The organism is Methyloparacoccus murrellii (assembly GCF_054657115.1).
Genome location: NZ_BAAHXD010000005.1, coordinates 1 through 14,973 on the forward strand (window position 1 = coordinate 1; position 14,973 = coordinate 14,973).

The 14,973-nt window shown below is 65.2% G+C and carries 14 protein-coding genes; 9 read left to right on the plus strand and 5 right to left on the minus strand.

All coding sequences use genetic code 11. The annotated features are described in order from the left end of the window. Positions 1 to 75: 75 nt before the first annotated feature. The 4 genes from ACYQ1H_RS02100 to ACYQ1H_RS02115 all read right to left on the minus strand — a co-directional run bounded on the left by ACYQ1H_RS02100 (position 76) and on the right by ACYQ1H_RS02115 (position 4,123). Complete coding sequence (locus tag ACYQ1H_RS02100; protein WP_460026399.1) at positions 76 to 1,533, minus strand: hypothetical protein; 1,458 nt, start codon at positions 1,531 to 1,533, stop codon at positions 76 to 78. A gap of 141 nt (positions 1,534 to 1,674) precedes the next feature. Beyond that, the gene (locus ACYQ1H_RS02105) at positions 1,675 to 2,424 is read right to left on the minus strand and encodes an SDR family NAD(P)-dependent oxidoreductase (protein WP_460026400.1); all 750 of its coding nucleotides are present in this window, start codon (positions 2,422 to 2,424) and stop codon (positions 1,675 to 1,677) included. Between the two features lie 2 nt (positions 2,425 to 2,426). Beyond that, a complete protein-coding gene (locus ACYQ1H_RS02110; protein ID WP_460026401.1) occupies positions 2,427 to 3,722 on the minus strand; it encodes an FAD-binding oxidoreductase in 1,296 nt (431 codons plus the stop codon). Then, positions 3,719 to 4,123: a GtrA family protein gene (locus ACYQ1H_RS02115; RefSeq protein WP_460026402.1), complete on the minus strand. Its 405-nt coding sequence runs from the start codon at positions 4,121 to 4,123 to the stop codon at positions 3,719 to 3,721. The genes ACYQ1H_RS02110 and ACYQ1H_RS02115 overlap by 4 nt, the downstream gene beginning before the upstream one ends. A gap of 41 nt (positions 4,124 to 4,164) precedes the next feature. On the opposite strand from ACYQ1H_RS02115, the gene ACYQ1H_RS02120 reads away from it, so the two are divergent. Both ACYQ1H_RS02120 and ACYQ1H_RS02125 read left to right on the plus strand, forming a co-directional pair. Continuing rightward, complete coding sequence (locus tag ACYQ1H_RS02120; RefSeq protein WP_460026403.1) at positions 4,165 to 5,049, plus strand: decaprenyl-phosphate phosphoribosyltransferase; 885 nt, start codon at positions 4,165 to 4,167, stop codon at positions 5,047 to 5,049. 2 nt (positions 5,050 to 5,051) lie between these two features. After that, positions 5,052 to 5,474 (plus strand): divergent PAP2 family protein, encoded by a 423-nt coding sequence (locus tag ACYQ1H_RS02125; RefSeq protein ID WP_460026404.1) that lies wholly within the window; start codon positions 5,052 to 5,054, stop codon positions 5,472 to 5,474. A gap of 19 nt (positions 5,475 to 5,493) precedes the next feature. On the opposite strand, the gene ACYQ1H_RS02130 is transcribed toward ACYQ1H_RS02125, so the two are convergent. After that, positions 5,494 to 5,688 (minus strand): hypothetical protein, encoded by a 195-nt coding sequence (locus ACYQ1H_RS02130; protein ID WP_460026405.1) that lies wholly within the window; start codon positions 5,686 to 5,688, stop codon positions 5,494 to 5,496. Positions 5,689 to 5,833: 145 nt separating this feature from the next. Here ACYQ1H_RS02130 and ACYQ1H_RS02135 point away from each other — a divergent pair, with 145 nt between their 5' ends. From ACYQ1H_RS02135 to ACYQ1H_RS02165, 7 genes are all read left to right on the plus strand, one after another. Next, positions 5,834 to 6,169: a hypothetical protein gene (locus tag ACYQ1H_RS02135; RefSeq protein WP_460026406.1), complete on the plus strand. Its 336-nt coding sequence runs from the start codon at positions 5,834 to 5,836 to the stop codon at positions 6,167 to 6,169. Positions 6,170 to 6,277: 108 nt separating this feature from the next. Next, the gene (locus ACYQ1H_RS02140) at positions 6,278 to 7,552 is read left to right on the plus strand and encodes a formylmethanofuran dehydrogenase subunit B (RefSeq protein ID WP_460026407.1); all 1,275 of its coding nucleotides are present in this window, start codon (positions 6,278 to 6,280) and stop codon (positions 7,550 to 7,552) included. Between the two features lie 103 nt (positions 7,553 to 7,655). Beyond that, positions 7,656 to 9,326: a formylmethanofuran dehydrogenase subunit A gene (locus ACYQ1H_RS02145; protein WP_460026408.1), complete on the plus strand. Its 1,671-nt coding sequence runs from the start codon at positions 7,656 to 7,658 to the stop codon at positions 9,324 to 9,326. Positions 9,327 to 9,371: 45 nt separating this feature from the next. Further along, the gene (gene fhcD, locus ACYQ1H_RS02150) at positions 9,372 to 10,268 is read left to right on the plus strand and encodes a formylmethanofuran--tetrahydromethanopterin N-formyltransferase (RefSeq protein WP_460026409.1); all 897 of its coding nucleotides are present in this window, start codon (positions 9,372 to 9,374) and stop codon (positions 10,266 to 10,268) included. Then, a complete protein-coding gene (locus ACYQ1H_RS02155; RefSeq protein ID WP_460026410.1) occupies positions 10,265 to 11,098 on the plus strand; it encodes a formylmethanofuran dehydrogenase subunit C in 834 nt (277 codons plus the stop codon). Before fhcD ends, ACYQ1H_RS02155 begins: the two co-directional genes overlap by 4 nt. A 132-nt stretch (positions 11,099 to 11,230) precedes the next feature. Next, entirely contained in the window at positions 11,231 to 12,688 is a 1,458-nt protein-coding gene (locus tag ACYQ1H_RS02160) for a hypothetical protein (RefSeq protein ID WP_460026411.1), read from the plus strand. 45 nt (positions 12,689 to 12,733) lie between these two features. After that, positions 12,734 to 14,797 (plus strand): acyltransferase family protein, encoded by a 2,064-nt coding sequence (locus ACYQ1H_RS02165; protein WP_460026412.1) that lies wholly within the window; start codon positions 12,734 to 12,736, stop codon positions 14,795 to 14,797. Positions 14,798 to 14,973 lie beyond the last annotated feature (176 nt).

Consider the following 14,973-nt stretch of genomic DNA (forward strand, 5'->3'; position numbering starts at 1 on the left):
CTAGACGACGGCGTGGCGCTGGCTTGCACTTGGCAAGAGGCACTTGGCATGCATTGAGTGGCGTGGTAGTTATGCCTACCTGGGATCAGGGAACATCATCAAGATGTGGCCATCAGTATTGGATATCGTCTGCTTGATTCCTGTGGCACTTAAGGCTGCGCATCGGCTGGCCTGATAAGGCTCGACATGAATGCGATGTGCGCCCCACATGGCATTCTGGAGATGCCTTATAGGGTCAACATGCATTCTTGCCAGACCCGGGTAACTTCTTGGATCTCCGCAAACTCTGACAACCTTGTCATTGACAAAAGGTGTGAATGATTTTATTTCGTCGGAAAAATACCCGAGTGTTCTAGATATATTGGTTTCTTCCAGAGAGATGTCCGCCCAGAGTGTCAGCCCCCCATTAAGTGCAATTAGGCATGCGGAAAAGCCGATGAGCTGGAGGATGTTTTTCTTTTGATAATGCATGAGAAAGGCTGCGGGCATGATGGCGAATATCCATAGCCAGACTTCAGACCGTCCAGCAACGCGTATACCGGTTTTTATCTCTATGAGTAACTCGAAGCAAAATATGAAAGCGCCAGTCAGTAAGGCTGTTTTGCATGCTCCGCGAGTTTCTTTGCTCCAGAATGCCAAGAGGTAGCAGAGGCCGGATGCTAGGAATGTGGATGGGGAATACTGAATAACATCCAGCAGGGTTCCATAATATTTCTCTGCGTTGGGTATGATGTCGCCAAGGTGGTGGAGTGGGTTAGGCTCCCGCCAGTGTTGGAGCATGATTCCGAAATGGCCGTGATATGACTGATTTAGAGCATAAATCGCAAGCACAGCGAGCAGATACGATGCTGAATATGTCAGTATGATGGCTGAAAAGTTCTTTCTGTTGGCTTCCGCATGTCTCAATGCCATTAATATAAGCGGTATGCTGCTCAGGCTTGCATAAGAAGCAACCAGGAGAACTGTGGCGGCCGAGAAAGCCAGCAAATGCCTCCTGAACCCATCTGTAAGATGAATTGTGGCAGTCATGGCGAGCAGTACCAGCATCGCCGGAGTTGACGTGGTTGGCCAACGAGAGAGATCGGCGATAATCGGTGAAAAAAATAAAGTCAGAGCAATCAGTCCGGAGAAGTCTTTCCTTGATAACAGGATGGATATAATGCCCGCCACCCCTGCATGGCACGTGATAAATATTAGCGAGGACAGCGTCGCGGTTAGGTGCTTGCTGAAAAAGTACCAGATATAGTTGAGCCAGCGGCCTTCCCACAGTGTGCGCTCCCAGGGAGTTCCGTAGCCGGGTACAACGCCAGCCTCAAATAGGAAATCCCAGTCATCATGATTGATGACGGCCTGGGTTATCTGATTCATGCCAAGCAGAGCCATCGATATGATTACGGCGTAGTGCGCGGAGTTGAGTTTAGGCAGGCTTGGTGTCACGGCATTAAGTGTGTTCGAAATTTCGATGCCAGAATGCTTCGAACCATCCTGTGAGGCATTGTGGTGATGAGTCTCGGCCCGATCGGTGGTTTGCATCCTTCTGTATACAGCCTGGGTTATTGGCGGATGCTTTTGAGTTCGCCATGATTAAATTTCTTGCTGGCGAGCTCGTCGATGTGCTGTTTTGTTCGTCTTGGCTGCGGATAGGGAAAAGGCCGGGGATATGAAGTACATGCCTCATATATTCAATTTATTGAAGATGATTGCCGGCAGATGCTGTATGACTCGCATGGTGATGCGCCACTTGCCCGGAGCATAGGCGATGGCGGCTCCGCGCCGCACGGCTTGCCGCACCTGGTCGGCCACCTGCTCCACCGGCGCCACCTTCAATCCCTGCGCCTTCATCCCGGCCGTCATCGGCGTATCCGTGGGGCCCGGCTTGATCAGCACGACCTTGACCGGTGTGCTTGCCAGGCGGTGCTGGAGTCCCTGCGCGTACCGTTCCACCATGCCCTTGGCGGAACCGTAGACGTAATTGGATTTCCGGCCTCGGTCACCGGCCACGGAGCCGATGATGGCCAGGGTGCCGCGGTTGGCCTTTTCCATGTGTCCGGCGAAGGCTTCGGCGAACAGGACCGGCGAGAGTCCGTTGATTGCCAGCGTGTCCCGGCACAGTTGCAGATCGTTCTGGCAGGTGGTCTGGTCCGGCAGGGAGCCCTGGGCGATCAGGACCGTGTCGATGGGCTTCCCGGCGATATGGTCCACGGTGGCGCGGATTTTCGCCGGGTCGAGAAAATCGCTCGCGATCACCTCGACCGTTGTGCCGGGGCCGCGGACCCGAAGGTCGGCCGCCACCCGTTCGACCCGGGCAGCGTCGCGCCCGACCAGCACCAGATCCACCGGTCCTTCCCCGACCCAGTGACGGGCACAATGCTCGGCGATGGCGGAGGTGGCACTGACGATCACGATGCGTGGACGATTGCTCATATTCAGGTATCCATCAGTCGGCGCGACAGATCCGAGCGAATGCCCGGGTCGCGATAGGGCAGGAATTCCGGCCAGCGGGGGTAGCCGGCTTTGAACAGATCGCGCGGCATGCGGGCGTCCTTGGCCGGGTAGATACGCCCGTCGGCGTCGCGGACGATGGCGTCCAGCCGCTCGAACAAGCGGTGGGTATCCGCGCCGCGGTTCGGGAAATCCAGCGCCAGCGTCACCCCGGGGCGGGGAAAGCTCAGCATCCCGGGCGCCGGTCGCTGGCCGAAGGTTTTCAGCACCGCCAGGAACGAGCCCTCGCCGGAACGGGCGATAGCCTCCAGCATGGCCTGCACGGCTTCCTGGCCGCCGTCCCTCGGGACCACGCTCTGGTATTGGTAAAACCCGCGTCGCCCGTACATGCGGTTCCATTCCAGCAGGTTGTCGAGAGGATAGAAAAAGGGCTCGTAGTGGACCCTGGCGCGACCGGGCTTCAGCCGGTGTGCATGAAAGTACGCGGCATTGAAAGGACGCAGGCTCAACCGGTTCACCAGCGAGAACGGCGGTGTGAACGGCATGGCGCGGGCCCGGGTCGGCGCTCGCGGGCCCTGGTCGGCGGCGACGTGATTGGCGCGCATGAACAGCCCGCGCCCGCCCGGGTACAGGCAGTCGATCCAGGCGACCGTGTGCTCCCAGCCGGACTCGGAAGCGTCCGCCAGGGCGAAGAACGGCGCCAGGCCATGGAAGGGCAGGGTTTCCGCCTGCAGCCAGGGACTTTCGCAGCGCCGCAGCTGCAAGGTTGCCTCGGCGATCACGCCGGTCAGGCCCAGGCCGCCCACCGTGGCGGCGAACCAGTCCGGTTGTTCGTCGGGACCGCAATCGATGGTTTCGCCGCTGGTGCGCAGCAGCCGCAGCCGCGGCAGGTGGTCGCCGAAGCTGCCCTGGACGTGATGGTTCTTGCCATGCACGTCGTTGGCGATGGCGCCTCCCACCGTCGCCAGCTGTGTGCCTGGCGTGACCGGCAGCATCCAGCCCCGCGGCACGAAGAGGCGCTGGATGTCGCGCAGCAGCACGCCGGCCTCGCAGCGCAGGCGCCCGCTCGCCGGATCGAAGGCGATGAAGCGATCCAGCGTGGTGGTCTGCCAGAGTGTGCCGCCGCTGTTCAGGCAGATATCGCCGTAGCTGCGGCCGTTGCCGAAGGCGATGCCCGGCCGGCTGTCGGCGATTGCCTGACCGATCCGGTTGCGGTCGGCCAATGGCACCACCCGGTGCGACGGGCGGGTCAGCCGACCCCAGGAGGTCAGGTCTGTCATGCCGTCGCGCCGACGCGGAAGACGAAGCGTTTGTCGAGTTGATACTTGGTCAGATAGCCGAGCGCCAGGCCGATGACGCCACCCAGGTAGCGCATCTCCTTGGATTCGAACAGCCGGTCGAAGCCAAATTCGAAGCCCCAGAAAATCACCGTGGTCAGCAGGCCCATCAGGGTATAGAGCGCGAAGGTCAGGCTGTCGTGGACGGTATCCCGGGCGCGGAAGCGGAAGATATAGCGCTTGTCGAGCACATACTTGACGACCAGGCCGACCCCGGTGCCGGTCATGACGGAAATCAGCACGGCATCGGTGCCGTCGTAGTGGCGGACCACCAGATCCTGGGCGCCGATATTGGTGGCGGTGGCGATCAGGGCCAGGAAGGCATACAACAAGGCGAGCTTCATCGTGAGAAAATGATTCCGTGGCTTGTTTGGGGGGAAGTCCTGTGAATTGTAAGGTAAACCGTGCCGCACGGCTTGACCGCTGGCGCGGATTGTGGCGCCTGATGCGTCCCCGGCAGTGGATCAAGAACGGTTTCGTCCTGGCGCCGCTGCTGTTTTCCGGCGAATTTCTTCAGCCGCTGGCGGTCCGGGATTCCCTGCTGGCCTTCGCGCTGTTCTGTGTGGCGTCCTCGGCGACCTACATCGTCAATGACTGGCGCGATATCGAGCGGGACCGGCGCCATCCCGTGAAGTCGCGCACGCGGCCGCTGGCGGCCGGGCAGGTGTCCGTTCCGGCGGCGCTGACGCTGCTTGCCATCCTGTACGCGGCGCTCATCGGCGGCGGCGTCCTGATGCCGCGGGTGATCCTGGTCATTGCCGGCTATCTGCTGCTGAATCTTGCCTACACGCTGGTGCTCAAGCACCAGCCGGTCATCGACATCTTCACCATCGCCATCGGCTTTGTCCTGCGGGTGATGGCCGGCGCCATGGCCCTGACGGTGCCGCTGTCGGGCTGGATGTTCGTCACCACCCTCTGTCTGGCCCTGTACCTAGCGGCGGTCAAGCGGCGGCAGGAGCTCAGCCAGAGCGGCAGCGAAGGGCGCCAGGTACTGGAGCACTATTCGGTGGCGCTGGTCGATCGCTACGCGGAAATGGCGGCGACCGGGGCGCTGGTGTTCTACAGCCTGTTCGTGATGACCGCCAAGCCCCGCCTGGTGTTGACCGTGCCGCTGGTGCTGTTCGGCCTGTTTCGCTACTGGTACGTGGTCGAGGAGCTCGATGGCGGCGAATCGCCCACCGACGCGCTGCTGGCCGATTGGCAGCTGCTGCTCACCGTGGCGCTGTGGGCGGCCGTTTGCGGCTGGGCGCTGTGGCCCGTCGGAGGCTGAGCATGGATCTGGCCTATCTCGTCACGCCGGGTCTGGCCTGGCTCACGGCCGGCAGCCTGAAGTTCCTCGTCAACAGCCTCAGGGCAGGGCAATGGGCCTTTGGCCAGATCGGCTACGGCGGGTTGCCCAGCAACCACAGCGCGATTGTCAGCAGCGCCGCCGCGCTGGTGGCCCTGCGGGAAGGCATCGGTCATCCGGCCTTCGGGGTGGCGGTGGCGCTGGCCTTCGTTGTCATGCTGGACGCCAACAGCCTGAGAAGGCAGGTCGGCCGCCAGGCCGAGGCGATCAACCGGCTGGCGGCCGGCCAGCCGGACGCGGGGCATGTCCCGCTGCGCGAGCGTATGGGCCACAGCCGGCTGGAGATCCTGGCCGGCGTGCTGGTCGGCAGTGCCGTCGCGGCCGCTGTCCAGCGCCTGATGGGGTAGGCGCCTGGCGCCGGCGCCATCAGTCTTGCGGGCGGCGCCAGCGATCCAGTTGCCAGAAAGCCGCCTGGGTCAGGAGCACGCCAAGGCCGAAGCCGAGCACGAAGAACTCCGAGGCGTGATGCCCCGCCCAGCTTCCCAGACCCTTGCCACACAGGTAGCCCAGCAACAGCGCCAGGCCGATTCGCAGCCGCTTGACGATTTCCTCGATATTCATGATGCGTGGGCCAGGGTGTGTATGATCGACCATTGATGATAGCCCGGTCTGGCCGCGGCGCGGATGCTCCGCCGCGTTCGGGAACCCTGGGCCGGCGCCCGGTCTCGAAGGGCCCGCGTTATCCAACAGCCCCATGGTGATCGACATGAGCGACGACGACAAACATGACTATCGGGCCCTGCGCGACTGGTTCCGCGCGGCCATCAAGGCGCGCGGCCTCGACCATCGCGCCGAGCCCATGAGCTACGAAGCCAATACCGCCTACGACCATGCCTATTATCGGTTGCAGGCCGAGGCCCGCGAGGTCTGGTTGCGGCACCATGGTTACGCACCGCCGGACGAGTATCTCTCGCGCGCCTTTTTCGATGCCGAGATCGACCGCTACCGCCGCGCCCGTGACTGGCGCAACCCGCTGGGCTGGCTGCGGCGCCTGTGGACACAGCGGCGCAAGCCGCGTTGCCCACACGCCCGGCGCGGTTGAAAAAGCCAGGCGGAAAACCTATTCTTCCCGGCTTTCGGCAGGCCGCCCGGCAAACCCACGGCGGCCATTCACGCAGCGCAAGCCATCCAGTATCCGGGGGTACCGGGCATGAGCCAAACCCAGCCCATCGTCCATGACAACGTGCCGAGCCCGTTCTGCGGCATCGGTTCCGACGACTTGCGAATCGCCGTCGACGGGCTGCAGGTCACGGTGGCCGCGCACGGCGATGCCGTCACCCGGGCCGGCTTCGAGCAACCGATCACGGACACGGTCGCCCGCGTGGCGGGTCAGTCGGCCACGCTGGAAGCGGCCGTCGCCCATGCCGCGGAGCTGCTGCGCTCGGCCCAGCTGCCGGTCTTCAACGGTTTCGGCACCGATGTCAGCGAGACACGCGCCGCGCTGGCGCTCATCGAACGCTGCGGCGGCGTCTTCGATCAGGCCACGTCCGCCTCCGGGCTGCGCAACCTGCTGGTGCTGGCGGACTCCGGCTGGATGACCACCACGCTGGCCGAGGTGCGCAATCGCGCCGATGTGCTGGTGGTCTTCGGCACCGACATCGAGGCGCTGTTCCCGCGCTTCTTCGAGCGTGTCATCTGGGCCGAGGAAACGCTGTTCGGCGGGGACCCCCGCCAGCGCGACATCATCTTCATCGGACGGGCGCCGTCAGGCACCGCGGCCAACACCCCCGATGGCCGGCCGCCGCGCGTGATCGACTGCGCGGTGGAGGACCTACCGCAGGTGGCGGCGGCCCTGTCGGCGCTGGCAGCCGGCGCCCGGTTGCAGGCCGAGACGGTGGGCGGTGTCGCCATGGCCGAGCTGCGCGATGTTGTCGAGCGCTTGCAGGCGGCGGCTTACGGCGTCATTACCTGGGCCGCCGCCCAGCTGGATTTCCCGCAGGCCGAACTGACCGTGCAGCAGCTATGCAAGGCGGTGGTCAGTCTGAATCGCGCCACCCGCTGCGCCGGCCTGCCGCTGGGCGGGCGGAACGGCGACCGGACCGCCAGTCAGGTGGCCGGCTGGATCACCGGCTATCCCACCCGTGTGGGCTACCTGCGCGGCTACCCGGAATTCGACCCCTATCACTACGATGCGGCGCGGTTGCTGGCCAGCGGCGAGGCCGACCGGCTGGTCTGGGTTGCATCCTTCGCCGTCACGCCGCCGCCGGTCGTCGACGTGCCCACCATCGTCATCGGCCGCTCCGGCATGACCTTCGCGCGAGAGCCGGAGGTCTTCATCCCGGTCGGCGTACCCGGCATCGATTTCCCCGGCCATATGTACCGCTGCGACAGCGTCGTCGCCCTGCCGCTCTACCAGCTGCGGGATTCCGGCCTGCCGCGGGCGTCCCGGGTGCTGCACGCCATCGAACAGTTGCTGGATGCGTGAGCGGGACAGGCGCGGCGCCGGTATGGCGGCGCCCGGTTCCGCCGGCTTGCCCGCCCGCCGCTGAGATCGGCGCGGCATCCCATCGCCACAGGAGAGTGAATTCATGCTGATCAAACTGACCGGCGGCAAGGTTGTCGATCCCGCCCACGGCATCGACGGCGATGTGCGCGATATCTACATCCGTGATGGCCGCATCATCGCCCATCATGTGGCCGACGGCGAGCGGCCGGATCAGGAGTTCGACTGCCGGGGCAAGGTCGTCATGGCCGGCGCCATCGACATGCATACCCACATCGGCGGCGGCAAGGTCAACATTGCCCGCAACCTGTTGCCGGAGGATCATCGCGGCGATCCCGTGCCCCGCTCCGGCCCCATGCGTGCCGGCGCCGGCCATGTGGCACCCTCGACGCTGACGGCCGGCTACCGTTATGCCGAAATGGGCTACACGGCCGGGTTCGAGCCCGCCGTGCTGCCGGTCAACGCCCGCCAGGCGCACATGGAAATGGCCGACACACCGCTGCTGGATGTCGGCGGCTACGTCATGCTGGGCAGCGACGACTTCTTCCTGCGCCTGCTGTCGTCCGGCGCCGGGCAGGAGGTCATCAACGATTACGTGGCCTGGACCATTCATGCCGCCCAGGCCATCGGCATCAAGGTGGTCAACCCCGGTGGCATCAGCGCCTTCAAGTTCAACCAGCGCAAGCTGGACCTGGATGAGCAGCATCGCTATTACGGCATCACGCCGCGGCAGATTCTCCACAGTCTGGCCCGCGCGGTGCATGAGCTCGGCATTCCGCACCCCTTGCATGTGCACGGCTGCAACCTGGGCGTGCCCGGCAATCTGGACACCACGCTGAACACCATCGTCGGCATCGAAGGGCTGCCGATGCACCTGACCCACATCCAGTTCCACAGCTACGGGACCGAGGGGGATCGCAAGTTCTCGTCCGGCGCGGCGCAGATTGCCGAGGCCATCAACAGGAATCCCAACATCACCGCCGATATCGGCCAGATCCTGTTCGGCCAGACCGTGACGGCCTCCGGCGACTCGATGATGCAGTTCGCCAATCACACGCACGCGCACCCTAACAAATGGGTGTGCATGGACATCGAGTGCGATGCCGGCTGCGGGGTGGTGCCGTTCCGCTACAAGGACAAGAACTTCGTCAATGCCTTGCAGTGGTGCATCGGCCTGGAAATCTTCCTGCTGGTGGAGGATCCCTGGCGCGTGTTCCTGACCACCGATCATCCCAATGGCGCGCCGTTCACGACCTATCCGCACCTGATCCGGCTACTCATGGACAAGAGCTTCCGCGACGACCGGCTCGCCTCCATCCATCCCGACGCCGCCGCGATGAGCACGCTGGGCTCGCTCCAGCGCGAGTACAGCCTGTACGAGATCGCCATCATGACCCGCGCCGGGGCGGCCCGGATACTCGGGCTGCACGACCGGGGCCATCTGGGTGCCGGGGCGGCCGCCGACATCACTGTCTACACCGAGCAGGACGACAAGGAAGCGATGTTCGCTACGCCCGACTACGTCTTCAAGGATGGCGAACTGGTCGTGAAGCAGGGCCGGGTGGTCAAGGTGGTCTGGGGCAACCTCCACACCCTGCGGCCCGAATTCGACCGCGCGGCCATCGAGAGCCGGTTGCGGCCCTACTTCGACCGCTATCACACGATGAAGCTCGAAAACTTCATCATCCGCGACTGGGAAATCGAGGACGATGGCCGCAGCAAGATTCTCGTGCACCCGTGCCGGGGGCAGGGTTGACACCCGCAGCGGTAACCGACGAGTCAGCCGAGAGGATTTAGCAGCATGAACATCAACGGCGTACAGATCGACGCGACCTTCGCCGAGGCGTTTCCCATGCGCGGCACGCGCATCGTCATCACGGCGCAGAACGCCAGGTGGGCGCGCATCGCCGCCGAGACCATGACCGGTTTCGCTACCTCCGTCATCGCCTGCGGCTGCGAGGCCGGCATCGAGCGCGAACTCGACCCCGGCGAAACGCCCGACGGGCGTCCCGGCGTTGCGGTGCTGATCTTCGCCATGGGCGGCAAGACCCTGGCCAAGCAGGTGGAGACCCGCGCCGGCCAGTGCGTCCTGACCTGTCCGACCACGGCGCTGTTCTCGGGGCTGCCGGACGGCGACCCGATCGCGCTGGGCAAGAACCTGCGCTTCTTCGGTGACGGCTTCCAGATTTCCAAGCGCATCAACGGCCGGCGCTACTGGCGGGTGCCGGTGATGGATGGCGAATTCCTGTGCGAGGAGAGCACCGGCATGGTCAACGCCGTCGGTGGCGGCAATTTCCTGATCCTCGCCGAGAGCCAGCCCCAGGCGCTGGCCGCCTGCGAGGCCGCCGTCGAGGCCATGCGCAAGGTGCCGAACGTCATCATGCCGTTCCCGGGCGGGGTGGTGCGCTCCGGCTCCAAGGTCGGCTCCAAGTACAAGGCCCTCAACGCCTCCACCAACGATGCCTTCTGTCCCACGCTCAAGGGGCAGACCGCGTCGCAACTGGGCCCCGAGATCGAATCGGTCATGGAAGTCGTCATCGACGGCCTGACCGCCGAGGACATCAATCGGGCGATGCGAGCCGGCATCCAGGCCGCCTGCGCGCTCGGCCCGGAGAACGGCATCCGCCGCATCAGCGCCGGCAATTACGGCGGCAAGCTGGGTCCGTTCCTCTTTCATCTCCAGGAGATCATGGCATGACCGCGCTGATTTTCACGCTCAGGACCGAACCCCGTCAGCGCCTCGATGTTTCGCCCCTGACCGCCGATGGCCTCGCCGGCAAGAGCCCGGCCGAGATGGGCGCGATCCTGCTGCAGATCGGCAACCGCCAGGTTCGGGTCGATCAGGTGTTCGACATCGCCGGCGACGACCCCGGTCATATCGTCTTCAGTGGTCCGACCGCCAAGCTGGATGGCGTGGGTTACGGCATGACCCAGGGCGTGATCGATGTCCATGGGGATGCCGGCAGCTATCTCGGCATGCGCATGAAGGGCGGCCGCATCACCGTGCAGGGGTCAATCGACGCCTACGGCGCCTGCGAACTCAGCCGTGGCACGCTCGTCATTCACGGCAACGCGGGCGATTTCCTCGGCGCCAGCCTGCCCGGCAACAAGAAAGGCATGGCCGGCGGTGTCGTCATCGTCAAGGGCAATGTCGGCGAGCGCGCCGGTGATCGCATGCGTCGCGGCATCCTGCTGGTCGAGGGCGATGCCGGCGACTACCTGGGCGCGCGCATGACCGCCGGCACCATCGCCGTACTGGGTCGCATCGGCCGGCACCCGGGTTACGGCCTGGTGCGCGGCACCCTGCTGCTGGCCCGGGCGCCGGCAGAGATCCCGCCCACCTTCAACGATTGCGGCACGCACACGCTGGGTTTTATTCCCTTGCTGCTGAAGGGCCTGGCCGCCCATGACACACCGTTTGCCGGCATGGGTGACGCGCTCAAGCGCGTGCGCCGCTACGCGGGCGATTTCTGCGCGCTGGGCAAGGGCGAAATTCTGGTTGCGGTTCCGGGCGGCAGCACCGCCTAGCCGAATCCGCCATCGGCTCGGCATCCCCGCCCGGCGCTGGCCGCCAGTCCCGGGTTGTGGCCGGGTGGTGCCATGCCGCATGCCCCGCCGCGAGATGTATCCGATCCCCCGTCAACGCCCGGTTGCCATCGCTTGAACGTCCATCCGCCCTGCCCTGAAACCGATGGGTCCATCCTGAACCGGAACCTCCAGTGGTGGCTGCTGGGCGGGCTGATTTTCCTGATCCTATTCGCGCGCTCGCCCGGCGTACTGCTGCTTCCGCCCCTGCAGGCGGAAGATGGCTCCCATGTGTTCGCCTATTTCTACGAGCACCGCGAGCCGATCCAGATCCTGCGCGAGAAGGCGGGCTACATACCGCTGCTGGCCAACCTGATCGGCTACCTGTCGGTCCGGTTGCCAGCCACCATGATCCCTTACGGGCTGACCTGGTTGCCGCTGCTGCTCACGCTGGCGGCCTACAGTCTTTTCTTCAGCCGCCGCTATCGGGTCATCATCGCCAGCGATGCCGTGCGGGCCCTGGTCTGCCTGTTGTTCGCGCTGGCGCCGCTGTCGCAGTTTCACCTGCTGGCACATACCGATTACTCGATCTGGAATGCGTTGCTGCTGCTGATCCTGCTGGGCGGCATGCCCCTTCCGGCCGGGTCCGCCCGGGCGGCACCCTGCTGGTTACTCATCAATCTGCTGGTTTGGGCGCACCCCCTGTCGATCGTCCTGCTGCCGCTGCAGCTTTATTTCGCGTGGCGTGACCGCTCGCGCCGCGCCTGGTATCTGGCGACGGCGCTCAACCTGGTGCTCTATCAGTACCTGGGCACCAAGGGCGGGCAGGTCTTCGCCCATCAGGATCTGCTGTCGATACTGGCGCTGCTCGGCAGGAGTCTCGTGGCTACCGTCACCATGCTGGGCGACATCGCCTCTCGCACGGTGCTTGGCCAGCCCCTGTTCGCCTGGGCCAGGCAGCACATGGGGTTTCTGATCGTCTATGTCGACCTGGCGGTGATTCTGCTGGTCGGCTGCGCCGCGGTCCCCGATGCCGGCTACCGGAGGCTGGCTTGGGTCCTGCTGTACCTGATGGCGGGCATGACGTTCCTGAGCCTGCTGTCACGGGGGCTCTCGCTGGCCGACCTCGAGACCTACCGCGGCGGTCCCCGATATTGCTATCTCCAGTCGCTGGGCGTCCTTGTCCTGCTGGCAGGAGGAGTGTCCAGCTTGCTGAGCTCTCCGGCTGGGCGGCGGGCGCTGCATCCGGCGCTGCCCTCACCGGGCCGGATGATCTGCGCGGCCGCTCTGCTCCACTATTACCTCCTCAATACCCAATACGGCCATTACCTGGTCGTCAATGCCGACGCCAAGGATCCGGCCTATCAGAAAAGCCCGTACTACCCCGGCAACCCGATGAATGGCCGCATCGTGCAGACATTCTTCCGGGATCTGGCCGCCAGCGAGGCGAACCTCCAGCCCGGCTATGCGGCGCGACTGGTCGCGGAGAAGCCCGGCGATTGGCCGATCGACATCACCGTGGGCGGCGCCGCCAGCCCTGACCATTGCCCCTCGACCAGACGCCTGTGCCGCCTGGTCCAGCCGTTTGACTAAGGGCTGTTCCCGCCCGCCTGTGCGGCTGTGGGTTCAATCGGCGACATGAAACCCGTGCCACAGGCCGTGCCGATCCCGCCGTGTCCGGCCACGGCCGACGTCCCTGCAACCCTGGCCGATCAGGCGCGGGGCCGACCGCGTCCGCATCCGCCGCATCCGGGTCTGGCCTACCGGCCCGACATCGACGGCCTGCGCGGGGTCGCGGTGGCGCTGGTGGTGATGTATCACGCCTTCCCCGGATGGCTGCCCTCGGGCTTCATCGGCGTCGATATCTTCTTCGTCATTTCCGGATACCTGATCACCGCCATCATCGGCTCGGGGCTGGCGTCGTCGCGTTTCCGGTTCCCGGATTTCTACAGCCGGCGCATCCGGCGCATTTTCCCGGCGCTGATGACCATGATGGCGGCCCTCTTGCCGCTGGGATGGTTCCTGCTGCTGGATGAGGAATACCGCCAGCTGGGTCGCCATGTGGCCGGTGGCGCGACGTTTCTCTCCAACCTGATCCTGTGGCGGGAGAGCGGCTACTTCGACGGGCCGGCCGAGACCAAGCTGCTGCTGCACCTGTGGAGCCTGGCGGTCGAGGAGCAGTTCTACCTGCTCTGGCCTGCCCTGTTCTTCCTGGGCTGGCGGTTCGGCTGGAAGCCGGTGCCCTTCCTGGGGCTGCTCTGGCTGGCCTCCTTTGCCGGCAACATCTACCTGGCCGGTCGCCACCCCGGCGCGGCCTTCTACTGGCCGATCAGCCGGTTCTGGGAACTGCTGACCGGCGCCCTGCTGGCTGTCGGACCGGCGACCGCCGAGCCCCTGCGCCACCGTCACCGGCAGGGCCTGGCCCTGGCGGGCCTGATCCTGCTGGCGGCGGGCCTGCTGCTGATCAACCGCGAACGGGTCTTCCCGGGCGGCTGGGCGCTCATGCCGACCCTGGGCGCAGCCTTGCTGATCGCCGCCGGGCCGCATGGCGCGTTCAACCGGCGCGTCCTCGGCAACCGGTACCTGGTCCGGCTCGGGCTGATCAGCTATCCCCTCTACCTGTGGCACTGGCCAGCCCTGACGCTCCCGCGGATGCTGGAAGGGCACACGCCGGACGTCGGCACGCGCCTGCTCGCCGTGGCCGGTGCGCTGCTCCTTGCCTGGCTGACCTATCGACTGATCGAGAAACCGCTGCGCTTCAATCCCGGCCGCTGGGTGACGCCGGCGCTGCTGGCTGGCATGTTGCTGCTGTACGGACTTGGCATCGCCGTCAAGAACCTTCCGGTGCCATCGCAGCGACCCGTTCACGGCGTCGTCCGGGCGGGTGCCGCGAAATGCCGGGAACCGGACATCCAGCGGGAGCTTGGCCGGCAGCGCTGCCTCGATCGTCCGTCGCTGTCCCGCCATTACGCGGCGGCCTGTCGGCGCGAGATCAACCCCGGCAAACCCTTCCATATCGTCGTCTGGGGCGACTCGCATGCCCATGCCTGGGGCAGCCTGGCGGCCGAAATCGCCGCCCGGGAGGGTTACCACCTGACCCTGGTCCAGCACAATGGCTGTCCGCCGCTGGCCGGCGTCCGGCGCGCCGACAACCAGGATCCGGATTCCCCGTGCGCCGCTACCCGGGCAACCCGCGAGCTGCTGGGGGACATCCTGCGACTCGAGCCCGATGTCGTGGTGCTGGCCGCCCGCTGGAATCTCTATGCCCACGGCTGGATCAAGGACGGCGCGTTGCAGACGGCCACCCATTTCCTGACCCGCGCGGACGAGGGGCGGGCGGATGCCGCCAGTTCCCTGGCGAGCCTGCAGGCCGGTCTGGCGGAAACCGTGGGCCGCCTGACGGCGCAACGGGCCAGGGTCATCGTCATCAAGAATCCACCCGGCCTGAAGGGCGATGCCGCCGACCTCCGCCGGGAGGTTCAGGTCAGCCGGGCGGAACATCTGCAGGATTCCCGGGTGATCGATGCCTTGCTCGACCACCGGCAGGATATCGAGGTCATGGACCCCGCCCGGGAGCTTTGCCGGGACGATTGCCGCAGCGAGTTCGCCGGTCGCTACCTGTACGATGACGACAATCACCTGAACTACTGCGGGGTCTCGCTGTTCCGGTCCGAGCTGGCGGCGCGCCTGAAGCCCGACTGACGGCGCGCGCGGGCCGCTTCCTCCGGATTCCGGTCCCGAACCGCGGCAGCCCGATGGGATGCTTACGCGGGAATGTCTTTTGCTATAGAATTCCGCGGTTTATTTCCGTCTTCCGGGGCGGATTCCCCCCAGAAACCTGCGCCGGCCGGGCCGGCTCATGACCCATCCAGGAGTTT

Coding starts and splice junctions, on each gene's coding strand:
- ACYQ1H_RS02130 (WP_460026405.1), bottom strand. CDS start 5,688: ATGAATATCGAGGAAATCGTCAAGCGGCTGCGAATCGGCCTGGCGCTG.
- ACYQ1H_RS02135 (WP_460026406.1), top strand. CDS start 5,834: ATGAGCGACGACGACAAACATGACTATCGGGCCCTGCGCGACTGGTTC.
- ACYQ1H_RS02100 (WP_460026399.1), bottom strand. CDS start 1,533: ATGCAAACCACCGATCGGGCCGAGACTCATCACCACAATGCCTCACAG.
- ACYQ1H_RS02165 (WP_460026412.1), top strand. CDS start 12,734: ATGAAACCCGTGCCACAGGCCGTGCCGATCCCGCCGTGTCCGGCCACG.
- ACYQ1H_RS02125 (WP_460026404.1), top strand. CDS start 5,052: ATGGATCTGGCCTATCTCGTCACGCCGGGTCTGGCCTGGCTCACGGCC.
- ACYQ1H_RS02115 (WP_460026402.1), bottom strand. CDS start 4,123: ATGAAGCTCGCCTTGTTGTATGCCTTCCTGGCCCTGATCGCCACCGCC.
- ACYQ1H_RS02105 (WP_460026400.1), bottom strand. CDS start 2,424: ATGAGCAATCGTCCACGCATCGTGATCGTCAGTGCCACCTCCGCCATC.
- ACYQ1H_RS02140 (WP_460026407.1), top strand. CDS start 6,278: ATGAGCCAAACCCAGCCCATCGTCCATGACAACGTGCCGAGCCCGTTC.
- fhcD (WP_460026409.1), top strand. CDS start 9,372: ATGAACATCAACGGCGTACAGATCGACGCGACCTTCGCCGAGGCGTTT.
- ACYQ1H_RS02155 (WP_460026410.1), top strand. CDS start 10,265: ATGACCGCGCTGATTTTCACGCTCAGGACCGAACCCCGTCAGCGCCTC.
- ACYQ1H_RS02145 (WP_460026408.1), top strand. CDS start 7,656: ATGCTGATCAAACTGACCGGCGGCAAGGTTGTCGATCCCGCCCACGGC.
- ACYQ1H_RS02110 (WP_460026401.1), bottom strand. CDS start 3,722: ATGACAGACCTGACCTCCTGGGGTCGGCTGACCCGCCCGTCGCACCGG.